We start from the raw sequence: 25,563 nt of genomic DNA on the forward strand, positions 1-25,563 counted from the left end.
CGCTGTCAGGCCGCCGGGACGGCCAGGGCGTCGTGCCGCTGCCCGCCGAGCACCACCTTCAGGGCGCCGGTGTCCGCGGCGCGGGCGAAGACGTCGTAGGCCTCCGCCATGTGTTCCAGCGGGAAGGTGTGGGTGACCAGCGACGAGGTGGGCAGCCGGCCGGCGGCCAGCATGCGCAGCAGGGTCGGTGTGGAGGAGGTGTCGACCAGTCCGGTGGTGATCGTCACGTTCTTGATCCACAGGTCTTCGAGGTGCAGGGTCGCCGGTTTGCCGTGGACGCCGACGTTGGCGACGTGGCCGCCGGGGCGCACCATGCGGGTGCACATCTCGAAGGTCTCCGGCACACCGACGGCCTCGATGACCACGTCGGCGCCGAGCCCGTCGGTGAGATCGGCGATCAGTTGCTCGGGGGCTTCTCCGGCACGGGCCACGGCGTCGGCGCCGAGGCGCCGGGCAGCGTCGAGCCGGGAGTCGGCCAGATCCACCGCGACGATGCGCTCGGGTGAGTACAGCCGGGCCGTGGCGATCGCGGCGAGTCCGACGGGACCCGCCCCGACGATGGCGACCGTGTCGCCGGGCCGGACGCGCCCGTTGAGGACACCCACCTCGTAGGCGGTCGGGAAGATGTCCGCCAGCAGCACGGCGTCCTCGCTGCCGACCGCGGCGGGCAGCGGGTGCACGGAGAGGTCGGCGTACGGCACCCGCACGTACTCGGCCTGCGTGCCGTCGATCAGGTGGCCGAGGATCCAGCCTCCGCCGCCCTGGCACTGGCCGTAGGTGGCCTCCCGGCAGAACCGGCAGCGGCCGCAGGCAGTGATGCAGGAGACCAGCACCCGGTCGCCCGGACGCACGGTGCGCACGTCACTGCCGGTCTCGACGACCTCACCGACCGCTTCATGCCCCAGCACCGTGCCGGGACGCACCTCGGGCACATCGCCCTTGAGGATGTGCAGGTCCGTACCGCAGATGGTGACCGCGTCCACGCGCACGATCGCGTCTGTGGGGTCCTTGTTTCCGGGGTCGGGGACCTCCTCCCAGGCGGACTGTCCCGGGCCGTGGAAGACGAAACCCTTCATGGCCGTTCCTCCCTGTGCTCTGGCGGTTGCGCGGCGTGCCGCCCTGCGGACGGCCCAGCCGCGACGGGGGTGCGGTGTCGTTCTAGCCCCTCGGCTCCAGCGTGACCCACTCAGTCGGGCTCCGCTTGGGCCATCTGTCCCCATCTGCCGCCCCGACGGGACCCTTCGGCCCTGGTGGAGCCCGCCACGGCACCCGACGACCCCGTACTGACGGGCCAACCGGCCCTACCGCGCGGCCCGACGTCCGGCTTCGCTGTATCCATGGCCGAGAACCAGAGCAGGCACACGCCCCGTCCCCCGGAGCGCGCCATCAGCGGTACGACCGTGGTGGAACTGCAGGGCGAGATCGACATCCTCGCGGCACCGCCGCTCTCGGTCCGCCTCGACACCCTCACCGCCGGCCCGTGCCCGATCTGCTGCTGGACCTGCGTCCGGTGTCCTTCATCGACTGCACCGGGCTGCGTGTGCTGTGCCGGGTACGGAACCGGGTACTGACGCGGCACGGCCGTCTCCGGCTGGTCTCCGACAGCCACCGCTTCGCGCGGATCCTCCGGAGCACGTTCCTGACCAACGTCTTCGAGATCCATTCCGACCTGCCCCCGGATCTGGTCGGTCTCCCCGTCGAGCACGTCACCGCCGCCATGTTTCCGTCACCGTCCGAGGGAACGGGTCATTCGTCGGGCTCCGTCATGTCGAGCACCGCGTGCGGAGCGCGCCGCGGCGTGGCCGCGCCCTCCGGGCCGTAGCCGAGGCGGATCAGCATCTGTGCGTACCCGGTGCCATCGGCATCGGGGCTCAGGGCCTGCCGCAGGTCGGGCCACTCCATCGGCTGGTGCACCAGAGAGGTGCGCAGGCCGTGTGCCGTGGCCACCAGCAGGACGTGTTCCAGCGCCTGACCGGCGCGCAGCCAGTCGGCACGGCGGTCGTGCGCAGTGGTCAACAGACCGATAGCGGGGTTGGTCTCGAAGTCCTGGGCGGGCAACCGCTCGGGATGCCGTTGCGCGGTGAAGTCCCGCATGGGCAGCCGTTCACGCGCGTCCTGCGGACCGAGGACATCCTGCGGGAGACCGATGTCAGCGTGAGCGTCCAGGTCCTTGTGCACCCAGCGACGGCTTTCCGTACCGCGGTCGGCGTCGACACGGTTGCGCTGCTCGGCTTCCGTGGCCACGCGGAGCGTGCGGGCTGTCTCCTCCGCCGTGGGAAAGGCGAGGGAAGCTCCCTCCATGTGGGCCGACTCGGCGAGTTCGACGCGCGCGTTCTGCGGCAGCGGCCGTCCGGAGAAGGGGAAGCGGCTGCTGTGCCTGCGCCAGATCATCGGATAGAGGTCCCCACGGTGCCCCGGTGGATGTGAGCTGCGGGATCCCGTGAGCCGGACGATGGCCAGCAGGTTCGTGTCCTCGGGGCGCGGCAGCAGTCGCACGACCGGTGACCAGCCGAAGTGGGACACCGCGACACGGAGATTGAAGACGGACGCGCCTACCGACAGGTGCAGGGCGCGGGCAAACGGATCCGCGTGGCGCAGGCTCCGCTCCGGTGCGGCGCGCACCTCGAAGGCGACGGCCTCGGGGTCCAGTCGGTAGCGCCACGGCTGGGTGTTGAAGAACGAGGGCGCGGCCACGGCTGCCGAAATGCAGGCTTCCAGGGTCGCGGCGTCGAGGGGCGCGGTGCGCATGGTGCCCTCCTCCCGTACGGACTTCGGGCAAGTGCCGATGTCCTTCAAGGGTGGGAGCGGGGGGCGGGCCGAGTCAGGGGCCGATGGTCCTGTGTGGGTGGCCGGACAGGCCACGGTCGGCCAACGCGACCCGTGCGGTGCGTCGTCATGCTCCTACGCCCCCGGCTCCACGGGGGTTGAACGGCCCCTCCCTTAATGGACTTGCCCCCGATCGGCCCCACGAGACACCCTGATCGGCCCATGGCGAGGTGTGCTCCCGCCTGTCATCTTCCTCGCAGTGACCACGACGAGGGAGGCAGACCGATGCGTACCGGAAGGCGTACGAAGAGGTGGTTCTGGAGGTGGCGGAGCAACCCGTTGCGCCGACGCATCGATGTACTCGAGGCATGGCTCGTCCTGGCAGTCTGCGCACTGGTCGCGGTGGGCGGCACGCTGGCGGGTGCGGTGGCTGCGCTGGCGGCCGACCGCGTCTTCGCGCGGCAGCGGGCCGAGCGGACCGCCGTAGACGCTGTCCTCCTCACGAACACCCCTGCGGCCGCATCGAACAGCTACCGCACCAGGGCGGAGGTTCGCTGGACCGGTTACGACGGTTCCGTCCACACCGGCACGACGCTGGTGGGCAGCGGGAAGAACGCCGGGGCCCGCGTCACGATCTGGACCAATGCTCAGGGCTCCCTGGTCACCGCGCCTCCGAGCCGGGAAACCGCCGCCGTCGAAGCGGGCCTCCTGGGTACCGGGGCCGCTCTCGCCGTAACCGGCCTGGTGGTCGGCGCCTGGGGCGTGACACGGTGGTGCCTCGACCGGCGGCGCATCGGCGAGTGGGGCAGCGAGTGGGACCTGGTCGGTCCGCAGTGGGGGCACAAGACGAGCTGACGCATCGGCAGACCGTCCTCGAAGGGGGGTCCGCCAGCTGAGTTGCGGCCTGGATGGACACTTACTCGGCGAACTCCGGCCCGGCTCGACACCGATGACCCGGCCGTCGAGGTTGCCTCGTACGGCGATCGCCAGGGGCGGGCGAGGAAAACCGGCCCGGCCGAACATCTGGCGTTTGAGCATCTTGCTCCGGTTGACGTGTCCTTCGACGACCCAGGAGTTCCAGGGCAGGGTGAGACGGGCAATGACTGCATCGCGGTCACGATCGATGCCCGCGGCAAGCGTATGGAGGCCGGGGAGGTCGTCTCGCCGGACGGCATCGAGCCACTGCGGCAGCCGTTCGCCCTGACCCTCGGTGAGCAATTGGCCGAAGGAGCGGACGTGGCCGGCGAGTGCGTTCAGTTCCGGGCAGTGGACCAGAACGGCCTTGAGTCGGAGGCGCTCCGTCTCGGTGAGAACCTCCGGCCGCCGGAGGATTCTTCCTGTGCGGCTTCAGCCGCTCGGCCACCGCGGGGCGGTGTGCGGCCGGAAGCCTGTGATGGTTCGCGCCGTCGAGGTGGAAAGGGTGCCCGGGCGTGTCACCGGGGCACGGGATCACCGGGTCCGGTGAGACCGTGTGACCGCGTCTCGGCAAAAAAGGCTAATTGAATCGGCAACCTTTCCGCTCTGGGTGGCCACTTAGGCGTGTACCGACGAGGGCGAGCCGTGGTCAGCGGTGCTACGCCCTCTGTGTCACCACCCGATCGGAGCATTACGTGTCATCAGAAGACCCGAGATCCGCCGAGCAGCCGATGCCTCGGGGGCGCACGCCCCGCCGCAGCCGGATGCGCCTCCGCTTTGTCGCGGGAGCGGTGGCGGTGCTCGCCACCTCGGCCGGTGTCGGCGCCCTGGCGCCCAGCGCGGGCGCCGCGGCGACCGTCGGCATCAGCGTGGATGCCGGTACCTCCTTGGGCACGGTGCCCAGCAGTGGTGCCGGCCTCAACGTGGGCGTCGGCGACGACCGCATGGGGGACGCCAAGGTGACATCGCTGATGAAGGGCGCGGGAGTTCGGCAGCTTCGCTATCCCGGCGGCTCCGGCGCGGACGACTTCCACTGGAAGACCCACACCATGGGCAACGGCGGCTGGATCGTACCCAACACCGACTTCGACAGCTTCATGGCCACCGCGAAGAAGGTCGGCGCCCAGCCGATCCTGACCGCGAACTACGGTTCCGGCACCCCCCAGGAGGCCGCCGACTGGGTCAAGTACGCCAACGTCGAAAAGGGTTACGGCGTGAAGTACTGGGAGATCGGCAACGAGGTCTACGGCAACGGGCACTACGGCAACGGCAAGGGCTGGGAAACCGACACGCACGCCGACAAGAGCCCGAAGGAGTACGGGAAGAACCTGGTCGCCTACGCGAAGGCGATGAAGGCCGTGGACCCGAAGGTGAAGATCGGAGCGGTGCTCACCACCCCGGGCTACTGGCCGGATGCGGAGAAGGCTCCCGGTGACACCGCCGACTGGAACAACACGGTTCTCTCCATCGCGGGACGCTCGATCGACTTCGTCATCGTCCACTGGTATCCGGGCGGCAAAACCACGGCCGACCTGCTGAAGACCCCCTCCCGGATCACCGGTGTAAGGTCCTCGCTGCGCTCGCTGATCGCCAAGTACGCGGGCTCGCGCGCTGCTTCGGTGGAGATCGCGGTCACCGAGACCGACGCCACATTCTCACCCGCCCTGACCAGCCAGGCCGCAGCCCTGTTCGCGCCGGACACCTACATGACCTGGTTCGAGCAAGGCGCCACCCACGTGGACTGGTGGAACCTGCACAACGGCACGGACCAGGCACCCACCACCGTCAACGGCCAGACCGACTACCAGGACGGGGGCATTCTCTCCGCCGGAACCTGCGCCGGGGGGAAGTGCCAACCGCCGCGCGACACGCCCTTCCCCACCTACTGGGGCATCCGCTCACTGACCGCACTGGCGAAGCCTGGCGACACCATGGTCAAGTCGTCCTCGCGCAACTCGTCGGTCGCCGTGCACGCGGTGCGGAGCAGCAAGGGCGGTCTGAACGTCATGCTGATCAACAAGAGCCCGAAGAACGCGGCGCAGGTGTCGCTCTCGTACGCCGGATTCACCCCGGCCGCAGGGACGGTCACCACCGTTTCGTATGCCAAGGGAGACACCGCCCTGACGACGGCGAAGCGGGGCACGGCAGGCGCACAGAAGCTGCCGCCGTACTCGATCACGACTCTTCAGCTGAAGCCCGCGTCGGGGACCACCAGCGCTGACAACCCGACGCCCGCCCCCACACCGACCGCCGTCACGCCGGTTGCCTCCGCCCCCGGCACGACCGGCACCCGTGCGCAGGGGGGGATCGGCGCACTCGTCAGCCAGGCGACCCCGAGCAGCACATCCGGCGACCTGGCTTCCACCGGGGCGAGCAACGCTGTTGTCACGTACAGCGCCCTCGGTGGCCTGCTGGTCATTGCCGCCGGCGGCGTGCTGGTACTTCGCGGACGTCGCCGCAGGGGTCTGCACGGGAGGTGAGAACGCGTGAGTGACTGACGGCCCGGCAGCAACGCCACCCACCCGTGGCGTGCGCGCCGGGCCGTCGGCGTCGGCGTCGGCGTCGGCGTCGGCGTCGGCGTCGGCGTCGGCGTCGGCGTCGGCGTCGGCGTCGGCGAACTTCAACCACGAATCTCCAGGTCACAGCCAACATCGGACCTCGCTGTCGGCTGTGCAACCCCGGGCGCGCGCAGAGACCGGATACCGGTGTCAGCAGGAGCTCAAGCCCGTGAAGCCGACGCGGACAAGCTTCCACTGCTGGTTCACGCCGCCCCAGTCCGAGTACTGGACGATGCCGGTCCCGTCTGCGGAGGAGAAGCCCGGTACCTCGACGGCCTTCCCGCTGTTGCGGTTGATCAACCGGAAGTATCCGTCCGGTGAGTCCGCCAACCGGAACTGCTGATTCAAGCCATCGTGGTCGCTCCACTGGTGGATGGCCGCGTTGTCGGCCGTCGACCAGCTGGAGACGTCCAGCACCTTGCCGGAGTGCCTCGCCTTCAACCGGTAGAAGCCGCCACCGGAGTCCACGAACTGGAACTGCTGGTTGGTCCCGTCGATCCGAGCCCATTGATTGACCGCGGCGCCGTCCTCGGAGCTCACGCCCGCCACGTCCAGTGCCTTGCCGCTGTTGCGGTTGACTATGACGTACCAGGCGTTCGTGTCCACAGTGCCCGGTTGCGCCGCCGGCCCGCACGCGCGCACGTCGAAGCGTTCCACCCGCACTTTGCCGCCGAGGGCCCTGGTGGCGTGGTTGAAGACGGCGAAGCGGTAGCCCATGAAGAAGTGAGGTCTGTCGTTCATGGTGAAGGCCGGGCCGAGCCGGGTGAAGGTGGTGCCGTCGGTGCTGTAGGAGAACGTCGCCTGGCGGCCGGGCCCCGGGCTGATGTCGGCGGCGGCACGCAGCCAGACGCGGCTGCCGGACGCGGGGAGGTCGGCGCGGGCCTGCTCGGTGCCGGTGCTGCTGGTGTTCCAGCTGGCGTCCATGGCCAGGCCGTCGAACATCACCAGCCTGCTGACGCCGTTCTGCCGCGTGACGCCGATCCAGGCGGAGGAGTCGCGCAGCATCGCCAGCCCGGCCCGGTCGCCGTCCGCCATGCCGGAGTAGTCGAGTACCACGGTCGCGGTGGAGGCGGGGCCCTGGATGCGGCGGGTGAGGGTGTTGCGGGCGCTGTAGAGGTCGTCGGTGACGGTGGCGGTCCTGAGGGTGAGCCCGTTGTCGACGGTGAACGCCGTGGTGTCGGGGTTGTGGTTCCACTCCCAGTGCGGCGCCAGCGCCGTCCCCTCGAAGGTGTCGGCGCCGGTCATCGGCGGGAGCGGGTGCGGGGTGACCGGGTAGGGGTAGGTCTCGCCCCACGCGCCGTCGACGGTCTGGAGCTCGGGCCAGCCGGCGGCGTTCCAGGTGACCGGGGCCAGGGCGGGGACGCGGCCGCCGGGATAGGCGTCGATGAAGCCCATGTAGTACCAGTCGCCGTTCGGGGTGTCGACCAGCGAGCCCTGGTGCGGTATGCCGCCGCCGGGGATCGGGCCGGGCAGGTCCAGCAGCACCTCCCGCATCTCGTACGGGCCGAAGGGGCCTGAGGTGGACTTCCAGATGTACTGGCCGTTGGGCGGGCGGGTGACGAAGATGTAGTAGTTCCCGTTGATCTTGTAGAAGCGGGAGCCCTCCATCAGGTGTAACGCGTCGGGCTTGGTGAGCACGTGCTCGGACCTGACCTCGGTGCGCATGTCCGGGGAGAGCTGCGCGACATGGATCTCGTTGGCGCCGTACGCCACATACGGGGTGCCGTCGTCGTCGAAGAGCAGCCCCGCGTCGTAGTAAATGCTGCCGATCTCGGCGTGCCGGGTCCAGGGGCCCGCCGCGTTGGTGGCCTTGTATACGTACGACCGCTGCCAGCCGATCTGGCCCACCCAGTAGAAGGTCTTGTCGCTGGGGCGGTAGCGCATCGAGGACGCATAGATGCCCTGGACGTACGCCTGTCCGCCCTTGAGGTCGTACGCGTCGCCGAAGTCGAGGACCGGCACCGAGTGGCCGATGAACTCCCAGTTGACCAGGTCGTAGGAGCGCAGGACGGGCGCGCCCGGCGAGAAGTGCATGGTCGACCCGGTGTAGTAGTACGTATCGCCGACGCGGATGACCTCGAGATCGGCGAAGTCCTGCCAGATCACCGGGTTGGTGAACCGCTCCTGCTGGGCCGTCGTGGCCGCCGCCGCGCGCATCGCCGGCAGCGCGGCGCCCGCGACCAGACCGGCGGTGACAGCCATGACTCTCCGGCGGCTGTGGGGGTGTTGGAGCCAGGACATGAGAGATCAGCTTCCTCACGGGTAAGGGGACCGAGAGACCGAAGTTCGAAATGTCGGACGTCAATCTCGGATGGCGTCGAGGACCTGGTAGAGAGTGAGCCCGCTGTATCGGCCTTTGAGGCCGGGCGCTGCTCAGTCGGGAACGCGTGGGCGGCGGAGGGCAGGGGGCCGTGGTGATGCCGGCCGGTGCAGGAGGGGCCCTCGAATCCCAGGACTGGGACGGGGAGGGGCTCCGGTCCCAAGAGCGGGGGTCATCCGGCGGTGAGAGTGGTCCATTTCTGGTTGGAGCCGCCGTGGCAGTCCCACAGGTGGAGTTGTGTGCCGTCGGTCGTGGAGTAGCCCGGAATGTCGAGGCAGCGGCCGGAGGCGGGGTTGCGGTAGCCGCCGTTGTAGGGCTGCCAGATCTGGTTGGTGCCGCCGTGGCAGGCCCAGAGCTGCACCTTGGTGCCGTTGGCCGTGCCGAAGCCGGCGGCGTCGAGGCATTTGCCCATAGAGCGCAGGGTGCCGTCGGTGTAGGCGGACCAGTACTGGTTGATGCTGTCGCCGCAGCTCCAGATCTGGACGGCGGTCCCGTCGGCGGTGCCGAAGCCGCTGACATCCAGGCACTTGCCGCCCAAGTCGGACTGCACGCGCGCGGGAGCGGGGGCGGGGTTCCTCAGCCACCCGGCGCTGTCGGCGGACTGGATGCCTCTGTGGAAGGCGTCTGCCATCTTCTGGTAGCCCGAGTCGTTGGGATGCAGGGCGTCGGCCAGGTCGGCCGTGGTCAGGCTGCTCATGTCCACGTATGCGACGTGCTTGCCCGCGGCCTGTGCCTCGCTCACGATCTGGGGGATGGCCTGGTTGTACGCGGTGCGGTACTGCTCCTCCGAGCCGCTGGTGGACACGACCAGGGAGGCCACGAGGACGGTGGCGTCGGGGACGTCGGCGGTGATCTGGTTGACCAGCGACTTCAGCCGGTCGGCGGCGGTGGAGACCTGATAGCTGCCGGCCAGGTCGTTGGTGCCGATCATCAGCGTCACGACGTTGGGCCGGTAGCGGGTCAGCGAGGCGTCGGCGAGTTCGGCGATCTGGTGGATCCTGTATCCCTGGTGACCTTGGTTGTCGGGGTCGGACATCGAACCGCCCCGCAACGTGCCGACGAAGTCCAGCGGATGGCCTTCCGCCGCGAGCATGTCCCACAACGGACCCCGATAGCCGTTGCCCGTGCTGCTTCCCACGCCCCAGGTTATGGAGTCGCCGAGCGGCATGACCCGCAAGGGCGTGTTCGAGGCGGCGGAGGCAGGTGCCACACCTGCTGCCGTCATCCCGAGCGCGGCCATGACCAGCGTGATGAGGGGCAGGATCCAAGGCCTTCTCATGCAGTACGTCCTGTTCTGCGAGTGAGTGCTGAATCTGGCGGGGGCTGTTTGCCGTCCGTGTCGGCAACTCGGCTGCTGTGTCGTCCCGTTGGCATCGGCGGATGACGTACTGGTGGAACGGCGTGGTGAGGAACCGTGGGCGTTGTCACGTTGTCGGGTGGGTAGGGCCTGACGGTGTGTCGAGGCATGGTTCAGTCGGGCTCCGGGCCCGGTTCGGCGTGCGTCGTTGCCCGCGAACGTCAGGAACACCGGAGCCGGACCTGTGTCATGCCACCGGCTAGCGCTGCAGTGTCAGCACGCCCGGCCGGTAGGGCAGGAGGCCGTAGTCCCCGCCGTCGGTGCTGGGGTCGCGCCCCTGGTAGAGGAACTGCAGATTGCAGGGGTCGATGGTCTTGGTCTGGTCGGGGTTGGTGCGAACCAGATCGCCGTGGCTGATGTCGTTGGTCCAGGTCGCGCCGCTGTTGGCCTTGCCGGCGAAGGGGCTGGTCACGGTGTCGGCCCCGGCCTGCGGTGTCCACGTGCCGTCGAGGCTGGTGGCCGTGAACGCGCGGAAGTAGCGTCCGTATCCTGTGTAGTTCTGGGCCTCGACGATCATGAGGTACTGGTTCTGACCCTGGACCTTGTAGACCTCCGGCGCCTCGAACAGGTTGAGCGCAGTGTCGCTCATGATCTTCGTGGCCGAACCGAACGCGCCCGGGAAGTTGCCGATGGGCATGCTGGACCGGTAGATGTCACCCTCGTCGTTGGCGAAGAACATGTACATGTTCGCGTCGTCGCCGATAAGGGTCACGTCAAGAGGGCCGCCCTTCGGGAGGGTGCCCGTGAACAGCTCCTGCTGCGCGGACCAGCCGTTAGGGTTGGTGGGGTCGCTCGAGGTGCGGTAGCCGAAGCTGTACGGCCAAGCCCCGTTGTAGGCAAGCACCCAGATGTTCTTCGGGGCGAAGTAGAACAGCGTCGGCGCGATGCCGTCGAAGGGGATCGTGTTCTGGGTGGCGGTGGCCATGTCGGACCAGTTCGTGAAGGGGCTGAAGGTCGCCAGCCCCCAGCGCCCGTCGTTACCGGCGAGGGTGTTGTGCGTCGTGGCATAGACGACGTGCTTGCCGTTGTACTTCACGGTGGTGAAGTCCTTGAGCGAGGCCCACCCCGCCTTCGGCTCCGCCAGCGGGCCCGTCGAAGTCCACCGGTAGGTGGACGGAAGAGCACACGCGTTGCTCGCTCCGGACAGGCCGGTCCATTTCTGGTTGGCGCCGCCGTGGCACGACCAGAGCTGCACCCCTGTTCCGTTGGCCTTGCCCCAGCCCGCGGCCTCCAGGCACAGCCCGGAGCGCACGCCGGTGATGGTGCCGTCGGGGTTCACCCGCCACTGCTGGTTGTCACTGCCGTTGCACGTCCAGATCTGTACCGGGGTCCCGGAGGTGGTGGCGCCGCCCCGGGCATCCAGGCACTTGTTGCCGTACACGGTCAGCTGGGCGCTGTCCGTCAAGGTCCACTGCTGGTTGATGCCGCCGTGGCAGTCCCAGATCTGCACGTTCGCACCGTCGGCCTGGCTGAAGCCCTCCACGTCCAGACACTTGCCGGAATCAACACCGCGCACGTCGCTGGTGGTGGCCGCCTGAGCCGGCCCGGCGACAAGCAGCGCCGCCAGCGCGGCCAGAGCCGCAGCCACGGCGGCGAGCACCACCGACGGACGTCTGCGGCGGGAACTACGTGTGCGCATAAGGACCTCGTCATCCCTGAGCAAGCGACTCCGGGCCGACCTCTCGAAGGCTGCCCGGATGCCGGTGTGGCGGAACTCCGACTGTTCGCAATACCGAACAGTGGTCGATGTGTCGATCGAGAGAATGCTAGACATCCCATCAATGACGTCAATACTTCTCGCAGAATCCGCAACCAGAAACGGTCGCAGGCTCAAACCAGGCGGCTTCAAGTTCCTTGCCTGCACGGGCCTTTGACTGAGAGCCAGGCAGAGGTGCGGGCGCGGGCTTGGAACAGGCACCGTTGCAGTACTGGTTGCCGCCACTCCCGAAAAGGTTGCCGCGGTCCAAGTTATGGAAGAGCTCAACTTGGCGAGCTCACCTGATCACCGCGTTCCTCGCGCACCACACGGACACCGAGGACAGCATCTCCCCCGAGAGCCGCCGGCAAGCGCTGATGGCCGGTATGCAAGTCCACGTGCCGGCTGGTGGTCACAGGCCACATCTCCCGGCGGCAAGTGCCGTGATCGCGCACTCGGCGGCGTGCCGTGCCGCGAGCACGGAGGGGAAGGGCCCACAGCCGTGGGAGGCAACGTCGGTCGGCCCGCTCGCGATCCGCCACTGCCAGACGGTGCGTGCAGCAGGGAGCGCGGGGTGGCACCAGACGGGCTCGGCGGCCGAGGACGCGTTCTGCACCGTCTGGATCAACAGGCCGTATGCCATCCCGTCGATCACCGCGGTGGCGTGCCTCTCGCTGGTGTCGTCGGCGGTCCAGTTCAGGGGTGTCGGGGTCGACTCCGACACTTCCAGAAGGGCATCCGCGAGGTCGGCCAGGCTCCGGTACAGCGCGGCGCGTACCGCATCGGTGTGGTGTCGGCCCCAGTGGTACGAGGGCCGTTCGGCGATCTCCTGCGCGAGAGTGTGCGCGGCGAGTTCGTCCAGAAGGTCTCTGTTCCCGAGGCGTCCCTGCGCCAGGGTGGCGGCAGCGCCCCAGGTGAGATCGTCCCGGGTCAGGGCGGTGCCGCGGGCCAGCTCCCACAGGTCGGATGATCCGAGGTCGTCGACCGTGCGGCGGATGCAGAGTGCGGCCGCATCCGCCTGGGGCGGGACTTGGACGTTCAAGAGGCCCGCGTGCACGTCCGTGGCCGCGCTCAGATCGCCTGGCTGCAGCGCGCCCAGCGGCAAGGCCCCCGCTGTATGGAGCACTTGCCGGTGGACGCGACGTACGGGATGAGGTCCGCGGGAGGACGCGGGTCGTCCGGCGAGTGCGCACAGGGCGTCCAGCAGGTGTGCCGGTGGAACCCTCAGGCTGGTGCACGCCCTCGTCAGGCGACCGGCCATCGTCGTCAGCCGTCCAGCACTGCCAGGGCGTCGACCTCCACGAGCAGTCCCGGCGGAAGCTGCATGTAGACGGTGGTGCGGGCGGGGAAGGGCTCGCCGACGGCTGCCGCGTACGCTCCGTTCATCTCGGCCAGGTGGGCGGGATCAGTGAGGTACACGCGCAGCATCACGACGTCCTCCAGGCGCGCACCGCCTGCCTTGAGTACGGCGGTGACGTTGCGCAGGGTCTGCTCGGTCTGCTCGGCGACCGTGGTGCCCACGATCTCGCCCGTGTCCGGATCGAGCGGGAGCTGCCCGGAGACCTGCAGGACGGGGCCCTTGCGGATGCCTTGGGACAGCGGGGCTGCCAGGGCGGGTGCGTTCTCGGTGGTGATGACGGTTCTGGTCATGGTGTGTCCTTGGGAAGGGTGGCCGGAGGGTCAGCGCCAGGCCTGTCGTTCCTGGCTGCGGGGGTCGTCGACCTGGGTCCACTCGGCGTCGATGCGCATCGTGGCCCGGCGCTCGTCGTCGTACGCGTCCCAGCCGGGGTTGCCGGTCCTGGCGAACCGGACCCACGTGGCGTGCATACGGGCGGCGAGATCCGCGGGGGGCTTGTCGGGGCCGAGCAGGGCGGACGGGCCGTGCAGCTGCGGAAGGTGGGCGACATCGAAGACGAAGGGCAGCTCGACCGCATGGGTGGCGCCGAGCTCTCCGTCCAGAGCGTGGGAGCGCCAGGCGAACTCGTAGGCGTAGGTGGCGGACTCACGGTGGGCGGCATGTGCGTCGCTCAGGGCCCAACTGCCCCCGCCGAACAGTGCGTCGCCCATGATGGCGGAGCGCAGCTCGCCGAAGGACGCATCGGGGCGTGCCTTGCGGTACGTCTCGACGAGTTGGACCGGCTTCGGGTGCGCGCGCGCCGCCGCGTCGTCGACGTCCCCGGCGCTCGAGGTGGCGTACTTGTCCACGGGGACCAGGTAGAGGTTTCCCTCCTCGGTGTTGGTCCCGATGAGCAGGTCGACGTCGGCGCCGAGGCCGGCGGCGACGGATTGGGCGGGCTGCGTGTCGAGGACCAGGCTGAAGGGGCTGAGTCCGATCAGCGGATCGTGGTGCGTGTCGGTCTGCAGGTCGATGCCCGCGAGCCCGGAGGCGGCCTCGACCAGGCGGTCGTCGGAGATGTCCGCGAAGGCGTCGGCGCGGGGCTCGATGCCCAGGGTCTGGGCCGCTGCCTGGGTGACGCGGGCGGCCTGCTCGGTGGTGAACGCCCCCAGGCCGCTGCCGCTTTGGACGATCGCCCGGCGGAAGAGGCCGGCGGCTTGGGGGGTGGCGAGGACGCCGCCGACGATGGTTGCCCCGGCCGACTGACCGAAGAGGGTGACGTTGTGCGGGTCACCGCCGAAGGCGGCGATGTTCTCCCGCACCCAGCCCAGTGCGGCGACGACGTCGAGCAGGCCGCGGTTGGCGGGCGCGCCGGGGATGTCGAGGAACCCGGCGATGCCGAGCCGGTAGTTGAGGGTGACGAGGACGACGCCGTCGCGGGCGAAGGCGGAGCCGTCGTACAGCGCGGACCGCGTCGAACCGGCGACGAATCCGCCGCCGTGGACGAACACCATGACGGGCAGGTCGCCGCCAGAGGCGGCGGGCGCCCAGACGTTGACAGTCAGGTAGTCCTCGCCGCGGCTCCAACCGGTGCCGAAGTAGGGGGACATGTCGACGCTGCCGAGCTTGCGCTCGGACTGCGGCGCGTTAGGCCCCGGCACGGTGGCGTCCCGTACGCCGTCCCACGGCTCGTGCGGCTGCGGCGGCTCGAACCGGCCGGCGCCTCGAGGCGGGGCGGCGTAGGGGATGTTCAGGAAAGCGGTGGTGTCGCCTTGACGCAGGCCGCGGACGGCTCCCTGCGCCGTGGTCACGACGGGGTCGGTGTGGTGGCTCATGTCTCATGTCTTTCTGCAGGACTTCAGGCCTGCTCGGTGTACGGGGCGAAGGGGGCCCAGCCCTTGATGGCGAACTTGTCTCCCTCGCGTGCCACTTCGGCGGCGCCGTGGCCGCCCAGGTGCGCGGGGATCACGAGTGCGTTGTTGTCGGCCGCCCAGCCCAGCACCTTGCGGCGGGTGGCGCGGGCGGCGGCGGGGTCCTCGCAGAAGCAGCTGTTGGAGTCGGGCTCGAGGATCTGCACGGGGCTGTGCAGCATGTCGCCGACGAACACCGCGCGGTCCGTCCCGGAGGTGAGGGTCAGGACGGAGGAGCCGGGGGTGTGTCCGGGAGCCGCGTCGAGGCGGAGGTCGGCGTCGATCTGGTGGCTGTTTTCCCACAGCAGCGTCTGGCCGGCCTGGTGCACAGGGGCCACGCTGTCCTCGAAGACGTTCTGGTTTCCGCGCCCGAGCAGTGGCTTGTGGCCGTTCTCGGGATTCCAGAAGTCGAAGTCGTCCTTCGGCATCAGATAGGTGGCGTTGGGAAAAGTGGGTACCCACTCTCGACCGTTCAGGTATGTATTCCAGCCGACGTGATCGATGTGGAGATGTGTGTTGATCACCATGTCCACGTCCTCGGGCGCGACGCCGGCGCGCGCGAGATTGGCCAGGAAGCCTGTTTCGAGGCGGTTCCAGACCGGCGCGTAGGGGCGGTCCTTGTGGTTGCCCACGCCGGTGTCGACGAGGATGGTCTTGCCTGCGCTGCGCAGCAGCCAGGTCTGGATCGCGGAATTGACGATATTGGTCTCGGAATCGAGGAAATGCGGGGTCAGCCAGGATGCACCGTCGTTCCACACTTCCTTCGGGCTTTCGGGGAAGAAGGTGTCGGGCGTCATTTCGACGGAACCGAAATATTCCCATACCCGTGTGATGGTGACGTTGCCGAGCGTGATCTGTTCCATGAGGCTTCCTTGGGAATGCAGAGGTTTTCCTGGAACCGTACGAGCGGCCTCGGCGCGCGCGGTATCCGTAACGTGACTGCACCTGCGCGCATGGCCCGGGCACGGGGCCCGGCCGCTTGTAGCCTGGACGGGCCAGGGCAAGGCGACTGCGATCGAAAGCCGCAATTCCGGGAGACTCCGTGGACGAGCACACAGGCGACCGCGGTGCGGTCATGGGATCGGAACCGGAGCCACGGGAAATGATCGTCGGCCGGGACGCGGAAGTGGCACGCCTCTTTCGTGCGGTGGACTCGGTGTCGGCCGCCCCGGTGCTGATGCTGGTCGGTGACATGGGCACGGGGAAGAGCGCACTGCTGGAGCACGCGGTGCACCGGGCTGAAGCCGGCGGCGCTCGTGTACTGCGGGCCGAGGGGAGCGAGTCGGAGTCGAGCCTGGCGTTCTCCGCACTGCATCAGTTGCTGCGGCCGGTGCCGGCCGCAGTGGACGCCCTGCCAGGCAGGCAGCGCGCGGCGCTGCAGGACGCCTTCGGCGAGGGGTCGGCCACGCCGGGATCCGATCTCATGCTGGTCGGGGTCGCCGTCCTGAGCCTGTTGTCAGGCCTGGGCGACCACCATCGCGTGCTCGTGGTGCTGGACGATGCGCAGTGGTTCGATCGGGCTTCCCTGGATGTACTGTCCTTCGTTGCCAGACGGCTGGAAGGTGAACCGGTCACCATGCTGATCGGCGCCCGTGGCGGCGATCACCTTCCGGGATTCGACCGTCATCTGCCGATGCTCACCCTCGAACCGCTCGACAACGCTGCGGCCCATCAGCTGCTGGACCTGCAGCCGAAGAGCCCCACCGGGCACACCAGGTCGCGGATCCTCGACCAGGCAGGCGGCAACCCGCTGGCGCTGGTGGAACTGACCAGGACAGCCTCAGCACAGGACACAGCTGCGCCGCTGCCGACTGCAGGTCCGCTTCCGCTCACCGACCACCTGGAGCGGATCTTCGCCGCCCGCCTGAACATTCTCCCCGCCCCCACCCTGCGGGCTCTGCTGCTCCTGGCCGCCATGGACAGCGCCGACTCCGCGATCGCCGTCTCGGCCAGGCTGCCGCGCGCCGAGGACGCGGCCTGGCTGCCGGCAGAGCAGGCCGGGCTGGTCCGGCGAACCGGCCCGGACATCCGGTTCCGCCATCCACTGGCCCGGTCCGCCGTGTATCACGCCGCGTCCTCGGGCGCCCAGCTCGAGGCTCACCTCGCGCTCGCCGAGATGCTCCGGGACGAACCGGACCGGCGTGCCTGGCATCTTGCCGCCGCCTGCCCGCAACCGGACGCGGCCGTGTCGGCGGAACTGGAACGGACCGCCGGCCGGGCCCGCCGCCGCGGCGGCCACGCGGCAGCGGCCCAGGCCCTGCAACGCGCCGCGGAACTCGCACCGCAGCGCCAGGACAGTGCCCGGCTGCTGGTCGAAGCCGCCGCGGCGGCCGTGTTCACCGGAGACATCGCCTGGGTGGAGGAACTGGTCGCCGCGGCACGCGCGCGCACTGATGACGCCACCCTGCTGGCCTCAGCCGCTGTTCAGGCCGCACGGCTGGCGGTCCTGACCGTGCGCCACACCGTGGTCTTCTCCCGACTGGCCGACGCGGCCGAGCAGTTGGCGGCCTCCCAGCCCGCCGCCGGGCTGGACCTCGTGGCCGGCGCCGCCGTGGTCCGCTTCTACTCCGGAGAGGACACCCAGCACCATCGCATCCAGGACCTCCTGCGGCGCCTTCCCGAGAACGCCTCACGCGCAGGTTTGCGCACCTGGGTGAGGGCCGTGTCCAACCCCTTCGACGACCGGGCCCAACTCATCTCCTTGCTACCGCAGTTGGCCGCCGAGGCGAAAGAGCGCCCGGAGCGGCTCACCACCGTCGGGATCATGGCGTGGCTCCTGGACGAGACCCCCCAGGCCGTCCGCGCCTTCGACGAGGCCTTCGACCGCTGGGAACTACAGGGAGCACTGCCCGAGGGTCTGGGCGGCGCGGTCGCCTGGGCCTACCTGGAGCGAGGACGGTGGGAACAGGCCCGTGAGGCCTGCGCCCGCACCACCGCAGTCGGCCGGGCGGCCCGCCTCGACCACGCCGTGGCCTGTGCGGCCACCGTGGACGCCACCGTGCTGGCCTTCCAGGGCGATGCGTCCTCGGCCCGAACCCGGGCCGAGGACGCGCTCACTCTGATCGATCCGCTGGAAAGCCGCTCGGTCTGCGTCTACGCCCGTCGTGCGCTCGCTGCCGCGGCAGCCGCAGAAGGCGCCTACGAGACCGCCTACGACCAACTCCGCATGATCTTCACGGCAGACGGCGCGCCCGTGCACTACCACGCCTCCCACCCGGCCCTCGCGGATCTGGCCGCCGCCGCTGTGCGCTGCGGCCGCCACGAGGAGGCTGCACTGATCGTCGAGCGCTCGGCATCCGCGCTGGCGGACAACGCTTCACCTCGTCTGCGTGCGCTGATCAGCCGAGCCCGTGGCCTGCTGGCGGATCCCGACGACGCCGAACCGCACTTCCGGGCGGCTTTGGCGGATCCGGCACTGGAGTACTGGCCCTTCGAACGCGCACAGACCCTGCTCGACCTCGCCGAGTGGCTGCGGCGCCGCCGGCGCATCGCAGAGGCGCGTGGGCCGCTCACCGAGGCCCTGGAGACCTTCCGGCGCCTGGGCGCACGCCCGTGGATCGAACGCGCCCGAGCCGAGTCGCGCGCCGCCGGCCTCGATGTCACCGAGGCGGCCCCCGACGCGCTCGCCGAACTTTCCCCGCAACAGCAGCAGATCATCCGGCTCGCCGCCCGCGGGCTGACCAACCGAGAGATCGGCGAAAAGCTCTTCCTCTCCCCCCGCACGGTCAGCTCGCACCTCTACCGCAGCTTCCCCAAGCTGGGCATCACCGCCCGATCCCAGCTGCGCGACCTCATCGAGGGCACCTTCGCGACGGCCGGCCACCAGGAATAGGGGCGCCCCTGGCCGTGGAAGCAGTCACCTGACGCATACCGCGCGCCATCCCGACGGACCAGACTGGCCGCAAGGCGAGGCAGCAGTAACCCGCAAGGTGACCCCTTCGCCCTGGTGAACCGATGCCTCCGCTTGTCCCCAAGGCCTTGCGGAAACGCAGGCCCTGGCCAGTGGGCCGGGCTGAACACGGCCTCGCTCGTCGTGGCGGGGCGGGGACGGCCGACCACGACGAAGGAACGGAAATCCACGGTGACTGCGAAAACAGCGTCGCTACGGGACCGCGTTGCCGCAGCCGACCCGGGGCTGCTGCGTCTGACCGCCGGGCTGCGTGCCGTCCTCGGCCTCACTCTCACCCTGGCCGCGCTGGCGGTACGGGGTCAGCCCCCGGTCGTACTTCTGGCCGGCGGCTTCACAGCGGTGGTCACCTCGCTGGCGAGCAGCGACCTGCACCCCCGCAACCAGTTCCTCACTCTGCTCGCCGGGGCCCCCGTGACCCTGGCCGCCTTGACAGCCGGGGGCCTGCTGGCGCCTTTCCCCGTCGCGTCCCACCTGGCCTTCCTCCTGCTGATCTTCACCGCGGTCTATGCGCGCCGCTTCGGACGACGGGGCCTGGACCTCGGGATCTTCGCCTTCATGGCCTTCTTCCTGTCCCAGTTCGCCAGGATTCAGCCCCACCAACTCCCGCAACTCACTGGGGCGTTGGCTGTCGCCTTCACGGCAGCCGCAGTCACTCGCCTCTGCCTGGTGCCCACGACGTCCTACGGAATCCTGAGGCGCCTGAGGACGGCGTTCAACACACGGCTTCGTGAAGCACAGCAGGCCACGTCAGATCTCCTCGCAGACGGCAAAGCCGGTGTCCGCAGAGTCGAACGACGTCTCGCCCGGCTGCACACCTCCGCGCTTCTGCTTCAGCAATTCCTGTACGAGGCTCCCGCCGGGCTGCTCCGCGACACGGCGGCGGAGCTGGAGCGGACGGCACGTGCGGACGCGACCGCGCAACGCCTCGGTGTACTCGCGATCCGCGCAGCGGAGGATTCGACCGGGTCCCGCGTCCGTAGGATGAGGGAGGCAGAGACGGCGGACGTGGCCGACCTGACAGAGCGCGACCGTGTGGCGCTGCATCCCGGAGCAGCACAGCCTTCAGGCGCGTGGCGGCATACGACGCGGCAGGCGTTCCAGGTGACCGCCGCGGCCGCGCTCGCCGTACTCGGCGGACATCTTCTCTCCCCGCACCTGTGGTACTGGGCCGTGGCCACGGCATGGGTCGTCTTCATCAATGCCGAGCACACCGGGGACGTCCTGCTGCAGAGCGGTCGGCGGCTGATCGGCACCGTCGCCGGGGTGCCGTTCGGATACGGCCTCGCCGTCCTGGCCGACGGGCGCACCGCCTTGGCCCTGGCCTTTCTCCTCGCCTGCGTCTTCGGGATGTTCTACACCGCCTCCACCAGCTACTGGGCGGTGACCTTCTTCATCACCGGCTCGCTCAGCATGGTGCTCGCAGCCCTGCACACGCTCTCCCCGCAGCTGCTCGTACTTCGCGTCCAGGAGACCGTTCTGGGGGCCGGATGCGGGATTCTGGCAGCCGCGCTGGTCGTCCCCATGGCTGTCCGCACGGTGGCCGACATGCGTCTGCGGGAGCTCCTTTCGCTTCTCGACCACCTCGTGCGCTGCGCGCCGCAGGCCGGCGTCCCGAAGCCCGCACTCGATGCACGTGATCTTGACCAAGCGCTGGAGGCCTTTCGCACGGCCTGCCGTCCCCTGATGCATCCGCTCAATCCCCGCCGCGCCGAGCGCGCCCGGGTCCGCCACGTTCTCGAGCGCGTGGAAGCCACCTCCTTCCACGCGCGAAGCCTCGCCACCGAGACCGGACACGCACGAGAGGCAGCGGCGTGGCCCACGTCCCAGCACGCGACAAGAGCTCGGCACAACTCAACAAACCAAGCCACCTTGCCCCCGCAGCCATGCACGCCCTGCCCGTGCGCCTAGTCCAGGGAGACGGGCTCGCAGACGTGTGGTGGGCAGAAGCCCTCCAGCGCGGTGTCCAGCAGTTCCAGTTCGTCCGTGCCGCCGTTCGCCTCCGGGCCGTAGACGGCTATCGCGAACCTGTCGCCGCCGTCCACGACGAAGCGCGCGTCGTAGACGTGCCAGATGCCCACGTCGGGGGCGTTCTCGACGGAGTTCGCGAGGTACTCCAGCCGCAGTCCGGTGAACCGGCCGTCGGCCAGGGGCTGGAGTTCGGGTTCCCGGAAGCCGGGTGCCTTCGCGACCCGGTCGGACAGGAACTCGTCGAAGGACGCCTGCGGGGTGGCCTCCTTCACCTGGTACACCTCGATCCGGTGCTCGCGGTCGGGGCTGTCGTAGGTGACGACCGCGATGCCGAACTGCGACGGCGCGGTCTCGCGCGACCACCCGACGGGGAGCCCGACGCGGAAACCCTCCTGGTCGTCGTACAGCTCGTACCCGGCGCCCAGCTCGGGCACCGAGGCGGACGCCCCCACGGTCGGCTCCTCCGACGCCGACGCCGATGCCGACTCCGACGCCGTGTACGGATCGCTCTGCTGCGAGACGGTGGCCACCGGCGACGAACTCGCCGCGGTCGACGGCTTGTCACCGCCCCCGACAACGGTCGTCAGCACCAGCACCAGCGCCACGGCGACCACGACAACGACGGCTCCACCGACGACGGACCACACGAGCCGGCGGTTGCCGCCGCCGGCCGCCGGGGCCGGTCCCGGGACGAAGGCGGGCTGCCCGACGATCGGCTCGTCCGGCGACCAGATGCCGTCGGATCCGTCGTGGGCTCTTGGCCCGTGCCAAGTGCTCCCCTCACCGGTTCCGGGCCAGTCGGCCGAAGGAGGAGGCGGGGACGCTGACGGGGACGGGGACGATGCCTGCCACGGCCCGCTCGGCGAGGGCGGTGCATACCCCGGCCGGCTCGGCGGCGGTGTCGTCGGCGCCGCCGACCCGCCCCCGCCGTCGTCCTCCTCCCAGCGCTGGGTCTCGTCGTTCCAGTACCGCGCTCCCCCGCCCATCCCATCCCCCTTCGCTCCGGGCCGGCAGCAGGCCGGCCTACATCCCCAGCAACCCGGCCACCGCCCCGGCCGACGCGACCAGACCCACCAACGCCTGCGAGTCGTCGAGGAGTTGACGCAGCCGCTCACGCCGCGTCGGCGCCGCCCGGCCGGTCGTGACGATCTCCTCCTCCGTCTCCGCGAGGGCCGTGTCGAGGACGGCCGTGGCGTCGGACGCCCGCAACCTCGTGAGATCCGCGCGGAGTTCTCGTACGGCGATCAGGAGCTCCTCCGCGGCCTGGTCCCGGGGGACGGCCGCGCCCTGGTTCATCTCGGCGCGCGCGTGGTTGCCGACGGCGAACGCGCTGCCGTGCACCCCGCCGCTGATGTGAATGCCCGGTTCGTCCCTGGCCATCGCTACCGGCCCCCTTCCGTGACGCGGCCCCGTGGCACGACTCCCGTGCCGCCGCTCATGAGTTGAAGATCGCGGTGGCCCCGTCGCCCGCCGCGAGACTGCTGTTGTGTACATCGCCCTCGTTGTAGATGCCGTAGTTGTGCACGACCTTCTGGACGAACTCGCCGGTCTCGTAACCGCATTCGGCCAGCGCGGTCGTCACTCCGTTCGCCACCCGGTCCTGGATGCTCCGGAGGTAGCGGGTGCGGTCCATCCCCTGGAAGAGCGACGAGTCCTCCGCCGAGCCCAGTTCCCGCACCGACAGCGCCGGACCGTCGGGCAGCGCGCCCGCGTACCCGCCGGTCAGCAGCCGCCACACGGAGCCGAGCCAGCGGCCCAGGACGACGAGCGAGCGCACCGCGGACCCGGGCACCCGCACCAGGGCCCAGACGGCCTTGCCGAGCACGTTGTTGTGCCGGTGGTTGTGTGCCGCGCGGTCGGCGTCCTTGAAGTCCTCGCGGACCGGCAGCAGTACATGCGGGGCGATCTCCAGCATCAACATCTGGCCCTGGGTATGCACCCGCACGAACACCGTGACGACCAGCTCCTCCTCCCAGCCGCCGACGCGCACACGCAGGAAGTGCCGGCGGCGCTCGCCGCCCTCCTCGACCGCGCGGGCCCGGTGTTCCTCGAAGACCTGCGGGTGGTACGGCGCCTCCTCGCGCCGGCGCAGCCCCTCGACGGGCAGGAACACGCACTCGTCGATCTCCAGCCGAAGCAGCCGGTCCCGGACCGGATACCCCGCGAACTCCGAGGGCAGCCGCAGCTGTTCGAGCAACGGCCGGATCTTCTCCAGGATCGCCCGGTTGTTCAGGGGCAGTTGCTCCTTCTTCTTGTCGGGCTTCAGCTCGACGGCGATCACCCAGGTGTCGAAGGCGAGCCCGGCCCCACAGAAGGGGCGCTGCTCGTGGTACATGACCAGCGGGGCGTGCTGCTCGATCCGGATGCGCTCCTTGAGGCGCTGGAACCGCGGCGACTCGTCCTGCTCGGCGGGGTCGCCGGCGGTGTCCGGGAAGCGCCGCGGGGACAGCTCGGCGTCCAGCGCGCGGGCGAACCGGCCGCGCTGCACGGCGATGCACAGGGCGATCAGCGCGAAGAGGACGAACACGAGCCAGGCCCGCCAGACCTCGATCCCTCCGGCCGCCTCGGCCAGGACGCGCAGCAGCACATCGACCCAGCCGTCCACGTCGCTGCTCGACGAGTCGTACGGATCGTTCTCCTTCCCGGCCCCGAACGCGGCGACGAGGGTGACGAGCAGGAAGAACGCGAAAGTCAACCGGCCCGACCAGCGGAGCCAGAGAGCGGGCAGCCAGCGGTACAGCGGCGGCTGCGCGGCACGGCCCCGGATCCGGGAGGCGAGGGCGAGCATCAGGCTGGGCACGACGAACATGAACAGCAGTGCGCCGATCAGCGGCAGCCCGACCACCCACAGGCCCAGAATCAGCCCGGCCCACAGCAGCTCCTGGCGGCGGGCGCGCAGGGCGTGGGCGAGGACGCGAGCCGCGTCCAGACCCAGCGAAGGCGCCACGATCCGCTGTTCATTGAGGTGCAGTTGCTCGATGACCTGGTCGCGGTACCGCGGATCCAAGTAGGTGCCCGCGCAGAGCAGCCTGGTCGCCTCGCTGGCGTGTGGTGGTGGTGTGGTACTCACACCGCGTCCCCCGATGCGTGCGAAACCTCAGACCAACAGTGTTGTTGACGAACCATCAGCATAGGGCGGCGGGCCGTCCGGGGGGACCGGATCGACAACCATCGATTCCTTTGACTAAGTCAAAGGAATATGGAGCTGGTGAGGAACAGGGAGCCGGTGTCGAACGAGCACGTGGCGGAGTTCGCCGCTTCAACCGCTCTGTCAGGCCTCTGAGCGCGCTTTCAGGGCCTGGCGGAAGTCAAGGTACGAGAGCGCTATGACCAGCAGCGGAACAATGATCCATAGCAGGACGTGGCGCAGCCAGCCTTCGGTCAGGGCAACGACGAGAACCACTGCGACGGCGCTTCCGACAAAGCCGAAGAACTGCCGGTAGGAGGGGAAGCCGCCGACCACGGCCGCGTAGCTTGCGGCGGGATCGTCTTCTTCGGCGAACGCGGTACGCATGGGGTGGCTGTCGCCCTCACGCCGGGCTCGCTGCCAGGCGAAGAACCAGCGTCCGAGCACGTAGAGGACGAACGTTCCCAGGAAGATCCACCACTCGGTGGCATTGTCGGGCAGTGAGCGCGCCAGTGTCATGCGCACCGCATTCCCCAGGCTCAAGGGAGTAGACGATTCCGCGTTCGCGCTGGAGTCGACGGCTGCACCACGAACGCCTGAACGTACGCCGCAGACCGGACCGGAGGATGGCCTCTCCTACGGCTGAACAAGCACCGATCATGATCGTGTTGCGAGCTCAAAGCGCCCTGTGTCCACGTTTCCGGGGGCGGAGCGACCTGACTGCCAAGGTGCTCGATATGCCGTGCCGAACGAGGATGATTGCGCCCGGTGCGATGCACCACATCGACCCAAGCTGATAAGCCGCAGCCGGACCGCCCTGCGGTCAGGGCTGGTCGTACCAGGCAAACGCTGCGATCCGCCAGCCCTCGGAGGTTCGGACGAACTGGATGGTCTTGGTCCCGGCTCCCTCGAACGGCTCACCATCCAAGATTCCGGACTTGCGGTACTCGCCGAACCGCGACGCGATATCGCCCGCGATCTCTGTCCGTTCAGAGGTCTCCCACTCGGAGAACTCGACCAGTCGACCGTCGGTCAGCAGCCGCTGGCGAGGCTCGATGAACTCGTCCACGGTGTAGACCGTGAACTCCGGGCCGGTTTTGACGATCACTCCCCCCGGAAGAATCAGCTGGCGGATCCGGGCCACGTTGGCAGCCTTGCCGCCTCGGTTGTCAAAGGCACCGAAGAACTCGGCGGTCACGACGTCTATCTCGATCTTGGACATGGCGCGACGGTAACAGCCGAGGGGCGCCGGACCTCGTTGGTTTCGACAGGCTGCGAAATGTCGTCGAGGCAGGCCGTCGCGCGCCAGTTCAAGCGCCTCGCAGTCCGCCGACAGATGCTCGACCTCCACAACTGCCATAGTCTCCCTGGCCTTCGGACTGATCTGCTGGAGACGACTCAACAGCCCTTCACCATCGTCGTGTTACGAGCTCTACGTGTCCCTCCCCGTTATGTGGCCCGATGCCCTCGGGCGGCCGGTGCTCACTCGCTGGATGCCGCCGCCGGCCAAGTCCGCCAGACGTGACGCGTGTTCGGCACCTCGGGGTGGTCCAGGAGCCAGAGAACGTACCCGGCATGGCGCCGCGCCCATGGGGTGCCCCGAACGGACGGCCGTTTCCAGCCTGCCGCGCAGGTCGTCACTGTCCACAGCCCGGGCCACCCGCACGTACTCGCGGTCCTTGCAGCGGTAAGGCCGCTGG

The 25,563-nt window shown here is 69.4% G+C and carries 20 protein-coding genes and 1 pseudogene; 6 read left to right on the top strand and 15 right to left on the bottom strand.

Going from position 1 to position 25,563, the window contains the following annotated elements:
• Positions 1-5: 5 nt before the first annotated feature.
• Entirely contained in the window at positions 6-1,076 is a 1,071-nt protein-coding gene (locus OG381_RS02210; protein WP_327714363.1) for a zinc-dependent alcohol dehydrogenase family protein, read from the bottom strand.
• Positions 1,077-1,337: 261 nt separating this feature from the next.
• Between OG381_RS02210 and OG381_RS02215 the strand changes: the two genes are divergently transcribed.
• Both OG381_RS02215 and OG381_RS49560 read left to right on the top strand, forming a co-directional pair.
• Complete coding sequence (locus OG381_RS02215) at positions 1,338-1,571, top strand: hypothetical protein (protein WP_443062077.1); 234 nt, start codon at positions 1,338-1,340, stop codon at positions 1,569-1,571.
• Positions 1,541-1,822 carry a hypothetical protein gene (locus OG381_RS49560; RefSeq protein ID WP_443062021.1) on the top strand — a complete coding sequence of 94 codons (282 nt, stop codon included), beginning with the start codon at positions 1,541-1,543 and terminating at the stop codon, positions 1,820-1,822. Before OG381_RS02215 ends, OG381_RS49560 begins: the two co-directional genes overlap by 31 nt.
• Here the strand turns inward: OG381_RS49560 and OG381_RS02220 are convergent.
• The gene (locus OG381_RS02220) at positions 1,747-2,748 is read right to left on the bottom strand and encodes an Acg family FMN-binding oxidoreductase (RefSeq protein WP_327714364.1); all 1,002 of its coding nucleotides are present in this window, start codon (positions 2,746-2,748) and stop codon (positions 1,747-1,749) included. The two genes, OG381_RS49560 and OG381_RS02220, sit on opposite strands and share 76 nt — an antisense overlap.
• A 303-nt stretch (positions 2,749-3,051) precedes the next feature.
• On the opposite strand from OG381_RS02220, the gene OG381_RS02225 reads away from it, so the two are divergent.
• Entirely contained in the window at positions 3,052-3,621 is a 570-nt protein-coding gene (locus tag OG381_RS02225; RefSeq protein ID WP_327714365.1) for an Rv1733c family protein, read from the top strand.
• Positions 3,622-4,478: 857 nt separating this feature from the next.
• Positions 4,479-6,161: a cellulose-binding protein gene (locus tag OG381_RS02230; protein ID WP_327714366.1), complete on the top strand. Its 1,683-nt coding sequence runs from the start codon at positions 4,479-4,481 to the stop codon at positions 6,159-6,161.
• Between the two features lie 228 nt (positions 6,162-6,389).
• Here the strand turns inward: OG381_RS02230 and OG381_RS02235 are convergent, their stop codons facing one another.
• The 8 genes and pseudogenes from OG381_RS02235 to OG381_RS02275 form a co-directional block, all read right to left on the bottom strand.
• Positions 6,390-6,902: an RICIN domain-containing protein gene (locus tag OG381_RS02235; protein WP_327722361.1), complete on the bottom strand. Its 513-nt coding sequence runs from the start codon at positions 6,900-6,902 to the stop codon at positions 6,390-6,392.
• Positions 6,879-8,480: pseudogene (locus OG381_RS02240) on the bottom strand (glycoside hydrolase family 43 protein); the annotation flags it as partial. The gene OG381_RS02235 and the pseudogene OG381_RS02240, both read right to left, overlap by 24 nt.
• Before the next feature lie 251 nt (positions 8,481-8,731).
• Positions 8,732-9,838 (bottom strand): ricin-type beta-trefoil lectin domain protein, encoded by a 1,107-nt coding sequence (locus tag OG381_RS02250; protein WP_327714367.1) that lies wholly within the window; start codon positions 9,836-9,838, stop codon positions 8,732-8,734.
• 277 nt (positions 9,839-10,115) lie between these two features.
• Positions 10,116-11,555 carry a non-reducing end alpha-L-arabinofuranosidase family hydrolase gene (locus OG381_RS02255; RefSeq protein WP_327714368.1) on the bottom strand — a complete coding sequence of 480 codons (1,440 nt, stop codon included), beginning with the start codon at positions 11,553-11,555 and terminating at the stop codon, positions 10,116-10,118.
• Between the two features lie 469 nt (positions 11,556-12,024).
• On the bottom strand, positions 12,025-12,717 hold the full coding sequence (locus OG381_RS02260; protein ID WP_327714369.1) for a hypothetical protein: 693 nt from the start codon (positions 12,715-12,717) through the stop codon (positions 12,025-12,027).
• Between the two features lie 161 nt (positions 12,718-12,878).
• Positions 12,879-13,262, bottom strand: coding sequence for a RidA family protein (locus tag OG381_RS02265; protein WP_327714370.1), 384 nt, complete (start codon positions 13,260-13,262; stop codon positions 12,879-12,881).
• A gap of 30 nt (positions 13,263-13,292) precedes the next feature.
• Positions 13,293-14,783 carry a carboxylesterase/lipase family protein gene (locus tag OG381_RS02270; protein ID WP_327714371.1) on the bottom strand — a complete coding sequence of 497 codons (1,491 nt, stop codon included), beginning with the start codon at positions 14,781-14,783 and terminating at the stop codon, positions 13,293-13,295.
• A 23-nt stretch (positions 14,784-14,806) separates the two neighbouring features.
• Positions 14,807-15,721, bottom strand: a complete 915-nt coding sequence (locus tag OG381_RS02275; protein ID WP_327714372.1) for an MBL fold metallo-hydrolase — start codon at positions 15,719-15,721, stop codon at positions 14,807-14,809.
• 179 nt (positions 15,722-15,900) lie between these two features.
• On the opposite strand from OG381_RS02275, the gene OG381_RS02280 reads away from it, so the two are divergent.
• Together OG381_RS02280 and OG381_RS02285 are read left to right on the top strand one after the other, a co-directional pair.
• Entirely contained in the window at positions 15,901-18,690 is a 2,790-nt protein-coding gene (locus tag OG381_RS02280; RefSeq protein WP_327714373.1) for a helix-turn-helix transcriptional regulator, read from the top strand.
• 249 nt (positions 18,691-18,939) lie between these two features.
• Positions 18,940-20,676 (top strand): FUSC family protein, encoded by a 1,737-nt coding sequence (locus OG381_RS02285; RefSeq protein WP_327714374.1) that lies wholly within the window; start codon positions 18,940-18,942, stop codon positions 20,674-20,676.
• On the opposite strand, the gene OG381_RS02290 is transcribed toward OG381_RS02285, so the two are convergent.
• The 5 genes from OG381_RS02290 to OG381_RS02310 form a co-directional block, all read right to left on the bottom strand.
• Positions 20,673-21,722: a hypothetical protein gene (locus OG381_RS02290; RefSeq protein ID WP_327714375.1), complete on the bottom strand. Its 1,050-nt coding sequence runs from the start codon at positions 21,720-21,722 to the stop codon at positions 20,673-20,675. The genes OG381_RS02285 and OG381_RS02290 overlap by 4 nt on opposite strands.
• 37 nt (positions 21,723-21,759) lie before the next feature.
• A complete protein-coding gene (locus OG381_RS02295; RefSeq protein ID WP_327714376.1) occupies positions 21,760-22,116 on the bottom strand; it encodes a hypothetical protein in 357 nt (118 codons plus the stop codon).
• A gap of 55 nt (positions 22,117-22,171) precedes the next feature.
• Positions 22,172-23,806, bottom strand: coding sequence for a hypothetical protein (locus tag OG381_RS02300; RefSeq protein WP_327714377.1), 1,635 nt, complete (start codon positions 23,804-23,806; stop codon positions 22,172-22,174).
• 201 nt (positions 23,807-24,007) lie between these two features.
• Positions 24,008-24,382 (bottom strand): hypothetical protein, encoded by a 375-nt coding sequence (locus OG381_RS02305; protein WP_327714378.1) that lies wholly within the window; start codon positions 24,380-24,382, stop codon positions 24,008-24,010.
• Positions 24,383-24,686: 304 nt separating this feature from the next.
• Positions 24,687-25,085 (bottom strand): DUF4440 domain-containing protein, encoded by a 399-nt coding sequence (locus OG381_RS02310; RefSeq protein WP_327714379.1) that lies wholly within the window; start codon positions 25,083-25,085, stop codon positions 24,687-24,689.
• Positions 25,086-25,563: the final 478 nt, after the last annotated feature.

This window comes from Streptomyces sp. NBC_00490, assembly GCF_036013645.1.
GTDB classification, from domain to species: Bacteria; Actinomycetota; Actinomycetes; order Streptomycetales; family Streptomycetaceae; genus Streptomyces; species Streptomyces canus_F.